At 40.0% G+C, this 5,630-nt stretch carries 4 protein-coding genes and 2 pseudogenes; 5 read left to right on the plus strand and 1 reads right to left on the minus strand.

Annotated elements, in window-relative coordinates; all coding sequences use genetic code 11:
- Window positions 1-80 precede the first annotated feature (80 nt).
- The 4 genes from WBA89_RS01955 to WBA89_RS01970 all read left to right on the plus strand — a co-directional run bounded on the left by WBA89_RS01955 (window position 81) and on the right by WBA89_RS01970 (window position 2,822).
- A complete protein-coding gene (locus WBA89_RS01955; protein ID WP_424403578.1) occupies window positions 81-236 on the plus strand; it encodes a transposase in 156 nt (51 codons plus the stop codon).
- Window positions 237-244: 8 nt separating this feature from the next.
- Window positions 245-475, plus strand: coding sequence for a transposase (locus WBA89_RS01960; protein WP_424403580.1), 231 nt, complete (start codon window positions 245-247; stop codon window positions 473-475).
- 118 nt (window positions 476-593) lie between these two features.
- Window positions 594-1,424: a GUN4 domain-containing protein gene (locus tag WBA89_RS01965; RefSeq protein WP_424403574.1), complete on the plus strand. Its 831-nt coding sequence runs from the start codon at window positions 594-596 to the stop codon at window positions 1,422-1,424.
- An 807-nt stretch (window positions 1,425-2,231) separates the two neighbouring features.
- Complete coding sequence (locus WBA89_RS01970) at window positions 2,232-2,822, plus strand: YdcF family protein (protein ID WP_424403576.1); 591 nt, start codon at window positions 2,232-2,234, stop codon at window positions 2,820-2,822.
- A 389-nt stretch (window positions 2,823-3,211) separates the two neighbouring features.
- On the opposite strand, the pseudogene WBA89_RS01975 reads toward WBA89_RS01970, so the two are convergent.
- Window positions 3,212-4,325: pseudogene (locus WBA89_RS01975) on the minus strand (IS630 family transposase).
- 333 nt (window positions 4,326-4,658) lie between these two features.
- Between WBA89_RS01975 and WBA89_RS01980 the strand changes: the two are divergent.
- Window positions 4,659-5,540, plus strand: a pseudogene (locus tag WBA89_RS01980) (ISAs1 family transposase); the annotation flags it as partial.
- Window positions 5,541-5,630 lie beyond the last annotated feature (90 nt).

Below are 5,630 nucleotides of genomic sequence, written 5' to 3' on the forward strand. Positions count from 1 at the left end.
AAATAACGCAAGTAATAGATTTAAGGGAAAAATCAAAACTGTCCAAAAAAGCAGTATAATTTCAAGAAATATCAAAGGTAATAAACGACACTAAATATTTATTATTAAAAAATGAATATAATTTAAATGAAGAGCAAAATATCAAACTAATGGATGTTAAAAAACAGTTTCTTCATCTGGCAGAAATGCATAAATTAAAAGAAAAACCTCGACAAATATTTGAAAACAAAAAATAAATTGATTGATGGGATTGTTGAAAATTGGGCTCTGGCAAAAAAGAGCCAAACAATATTTTCCAGATACTGTGAAGACTGTTACTAATTGGTTTGACGAGATAATTGCTTACTTTGATAGGACAACAAGTGGTATAGTTGAAGGTATTAACAACAAACTTAAGTTAATCAAACGTTCTGCTTATGGCTTTAGAGATTTTGAAAACTATAAAAATAGATGTTTGCTGTCCAGGGCATTTTAATTGTTAGTTTAGCATACCAAGTAAGGAAGAACCCAAACAACAAACAACAAACAACAAACAACAAATAACAAACAACAAACAACAAACAACAAATAACAAATAACAAATAACAAATGCTATGTCTGACTGTCCAGTGTGCGGTGCCCGATATACAGAAAAAAAAGGCGAATTTTGCTCGATTTGCGGCTGGGATTTGACTCCCTACCCGCAACGCCCTAAGCCTTCCAAAACTTATTTAAAACAAGAACAAGTTAGATTGCAGTGGGCAAAAAAAATGTGGGAATCGGGCCGCAATCAACAAAATTGGTCAGCTAGATTTGACGAGTTGCAACAGGAATTGCAGCAAGGCGCGATCGCCCGCACGTACCTTCAATCTCAGTTAGAATGGGTTCTGTACCGCCTCGAACAACTAAACCCCGAACTCATAGCCGACACTCTACTGCGACTAGAAAACAAAATCAGCGCTATACCTGACTCAACTCCGGCTATCTCTGAAGTGGGGATGGATTACCGACAACTCAAAAAGCTGTTAGAAACCGGAAAATGGCGCAAAGCTGACGAACACACCTGGGAAATCTTGCTGCAAATCGCTGTCAGGGAAGATGAAGGCTGGCTGAGTGCAGCCGATATTGACGGCTTTCCTCTTACAGACCTTCGCACGATCGACCAACTTTGGCAACAATACAGCAGCGGGCGGTTCGGATTGACCGTACAGCAGCAGATTTGGGAAAGTGTTGGGGGGAAATATACAGAATTGTGCGATCGAGTCGGCTGGCGAGTCAAGGAAAATTGGAAATATTACAGCGAACTCTCGTGGGGCGAAAATGCCCCATCCGGACATCTCCCCGTCACCGCCTGGAGACAGCGCGCTTGTTACGGCGCGGGCACATTCACCGCAGCCGAAAACTTTGCCCGCATCTGTGCGAAACTTGCCACTGGCGGTACCTAACGATCCAAAATTAAAAATTTAAAACAGACATTAACTGCTATAATCAAAACGGTTCAGCAACTGGGGCTGTGGCTCAGATGGATAGAGCAAGCGCCTCCTGAAGAATCGGGCACCCTGCGAGGAAACTCTGGGAGTGAATGTGGTCAAACTCAAGGAAGCCTAAGTCTGACGGCAGATACGGTAATCTTGAGCCAAGCTTTATCTAAGTTTAGGTAAAGAAGGTGCAGAGACTGGCTTTAGGAAGTAAAACACAATAAAACCTCCTAAACATACGGCCACCACCTAAAGGCTGCAAGCCTACGGTGAAGGAATAGTCCGGAGAGTGGGGAAACTCACACAAATCTGAAGCGCTAGGTCGCCGGTTCGAACCCGGCCAGTCCCGTGGAACTAACGGAAAATCGAGAACAATTCACAGCAGAAGGCTAAACCCTAAGTTTTGTCCTTCTGCTTTCGATATCCGCTAACGAATTCATCTGGATAGGGATACTGGTATCAAGAAGGCACCCGTATGCGGCTAGAAATCCGGTTTCTTAGAAAAAGCCAGGGTTGAGTAACGAGAAATTTTACAATAAACGAGTTTCGCGCCCGTCGCAAGTGCGATCGCAAACTATTACAAACAACAGTCGTGTAGAATAAAAAGCCGATAGCTGAGTTTGGCCCCCAGATAGCGACGGTAGAATCAATCTAAAATCTAACTTCCCAGTCCCTTTTTTAATTTTTAATTTTTAATTCCTGTTAGTGGGTTGTACGTGCGGTATTTTTTGTTATGGTTCCTTTGTCAGCTATGCAAAGTTTTTATAGGTTTAGATGTGGTTAAGAATCAATTCAAACACCCGGCGTTACAAACATTTGAGGACTTCACGCAGTTTTTGCTTCCTAGTCGGGCTTTCAATGGCGTGTTGGTTTGGCTATCAGCACCTTAAGAGCGAATTTCAGAAACCCCAAGCTTTGTTAGTTCTAGGTGGGGCTACGGAGCGAGAGGTGTTTGCCGCCAAATTTGCTCAGAAGCATCCTGAATTGCCAATTTGGGTGTCTTCTGGCAGCAATCCAGAGTTCGCCGAATGGGTATTTTCAGAAGCGGGCATTAAGCCCGATCGCCTGCACCTAGACTACAGAGCGGTGGATACGGTAACAAACTTTACCACGCTGGTAGATGAATTGAAAGGTCGAGGCATTGAAAGCATCTACCTGATCACTTCTGACGATCATATGCGGCGAGCCCAGATCATCGGCGAAATCGTGCTCGGCAGTCGAGGCATTAGTTTTAAGCCTGTAGCCGTTCCATCTGGGCGAACCCCCGAACCGATAGAAAAAGCTGTTCGCGACGGCGCTAGAGCCATTCTTTGGCTGACAACTGGTTATACCGGTGCTAACTTCAGCCAAGCCAGAATTGAATAAACTACTTTTGGACGCAGGGGTAGCTAGAAACCGGGTTTTTTCACCAAAATATTTGTTTAAAACCTTCAATAAAAGTCAAAAAACCCGGTTTCTTGACCTCGATGCGTAAGTTTTTTAAACAAACGTCACGATTGAGCAAGCTTTAAATCTTTTTACACTTGTCTCCTATAGCGCAATTTAACAAACCACGAAAACGCTAATGAAAAATGTGCAATCAGAGCAGAGAAAAGAACAAAAAATCGGAATAATATCAAATCCGGTAACACGGGAATGATTCAGATATATATTCTCGGATTCTGTGTACTCTGTGTTCTCTGCGGTTAAATCATTCCGATGCTACCGGAAACGATATAAAGCAAAACATAAAAGAGAAATAAGCTGTTCGACATCTAAACTGCATTAACTAAGTTACCTTGATTTTTTATTTTTCGGTTCCATTTCATAATTAGTTCTCCTTCATTTAAAAGTTTATGTAACAGTAATTCTAGTTTTTCAATGGATTCAAATAATCTATTGGCAACATATTCCTTGGCAGAATGCCATACTAATTCAACTAGGTTATAGTCAGGGCTATATTTGGGCTAAAACTCTATGATTACATTCGGCATTTCTGTCGCTATCTTCTGCAAAGTTTCTGTTTTTTTATGAAAACTAGCGTTGTCCAAAATGAGTACAAATTTACAGCCTTGATCTTTAAAGTCTTCCGCTAAATTTCCTTGCGATATCCACTCTGCTTTTAAATCTTCATAAAAGTTTTTCAGCACTGCATAAAAATTAGCAGAGTTCCCAGATGGAATAAAATTTACCCATCTTTTTTTATCTGAATATCTCACTCCACCCATGACATTAATACGACCTTTCCATCGCTCTCCTCTTTTATTACTTCGAGTTCCTTTTTTACACCAGTTCTTCCTTCTAATCACTCTTAAACTAAATCCACTCTCACGCCCTTTACCATACCTGTAAAAGGTCTGGAGATTCTTTTTCTATTTTTATATAGTTAGCTAACTTATCTTTAAATAAACCCCTCTCTACGGTATCTTGCTTAGACTCTAAGCTGTATTTAGCCCAGAGGTAAACATACTTTTTTGATTTTAAAATTCTCCTTACTTGGGTACTACTCAGCTCAATTCCCGTCTGCTCTCCTAGATGTATTGCAAGTCTAGCTGTTGTCCATCTTCCGAACTCGTAACCATATTTCTCAGGCTCTATATCAACTGTTTCTAAAAGTAAGTTAATGTATTTTTCTGTGGCTTTTCGGTAATTACCCTTCATCCTATTATCTTTAAAACTGTCTAAATTATCAGGGTCACCATGAATGCTCCAGTAGGCAACTTTTCTGAGAGAACATCCAATTAGTTCAGCAGTTTGAGCTTGTGTATTTCCGTTGTTTAGTAATAAAAATATTAACGCTCTTTGTCGAATGTCTGGATGCTCATGGTTTTTTAATGCTTGTTGCAGAGTTTCCTTTGTTTCAGAACTGAGGAAGTTTTTAGTAGGCATTGACTTTCTCTAAAAATTATCACATTATACCATACAATATGCGTTTTAGATGCTGAACAGCTTACACGCTACGCTCTAACTTACGCCAGTTAATAGAGTGCCATTCCACCCAGGGTAAGCTCATCTAATTTGGTATAATATGAACTTGACAAAGTTAACAAAATAAGCACAAGAGACTGTGTAAACAGCACACTTGACTCCTAACACAGATCAGTGAAATGACAGTAATACTGTAGTTGAAAATCTCAAAAAATACCCTATATGTTTCAAGGCTTTAACAACAAAACTGCCGATACTCAGAAAAATTTTCCTCCTGAGAGAAAGCTAACAGAAGTGGCAGATATCGCTTGTATTCAAAAAAGTTTAGTTCAGCACTTCCAAGATATTAAAGATCCCAGAGTGGAGAGAACGAAGAAACATCAACTCACAGATATCTTAGTAATTGCGATTTTAGCAGTAATTGCTGGAGCGCAAGGATGGGAAAACATGGAAAATTATGGCATTAGCAAAAAACAGTGGTTAGAAAAGTTTTTGGCATTACCTCACGGTATTCCCTCTGATGACACTTTTCGTCGGGTATTTGAGTTTATTAACCCAGAAGAATTGAATCGTTGTTTTCTTCAATGGGTAGAAACCCTTGTCACCAAGATGGGAGGAGAAATAATCCCCATAGATGGGAAGACCATTAGGGGTTCGTATGACCGAAATCAAGGTAAATCGGCACTCCATATTATTAGTGCCTGGTCGAGTGAACAACGTTTAGTTTTGGGACAGATGAAAGTAGAAGATAAATCTCATGAAATTACTGCTATTCCTGCATTATTAGAATTACTGGATATCACCGGTTCCATTATCACTATTGATGCAATGGGGACACAAACAGAAATTGCCAAAAAGATTATCGACAAGAAAGGAGATTACGTTCTGGCGCTCAAAGCAAATCATCCCACTCTCTACAATCAGGTTCAAGAATGGTTTGAAACAGCTTCTTCTCAGCAATTTCAAGGGATTGATGTCAGTTATGAAAAACGCATCGAAAAAGGACACCATCGCCGAGAAATTCGTCAAGTCTGGTCGGTTCCGGTTTCTGCAATTAATCATCTTTATCAACCCCGATTATGGGCAGGACTTCAAAGCGTTGTCATGGTTGTACGAGTCCGTCATCTCTGGAACAAAACTACCCGTGAGGTGCAATTTTATGGCTCTACCGAACCTAGTATGTAAAAAAGTTAATAATTTTTATAAAAATTAACTATAAAATCTAAAAATTAGGCGCTGGTAAAGCAATTATATATTGACTTACAG

Source organism: Microcoleus sp., assembly GCF_049646505.1.
In the GTDB taxonomy this organism is placed as follows: domain Bacteria; phylum Cyanobacteriota; class Cyanobacteriia; order Cyanobacteriales; family Microcoleaceae; genus Microcoleus.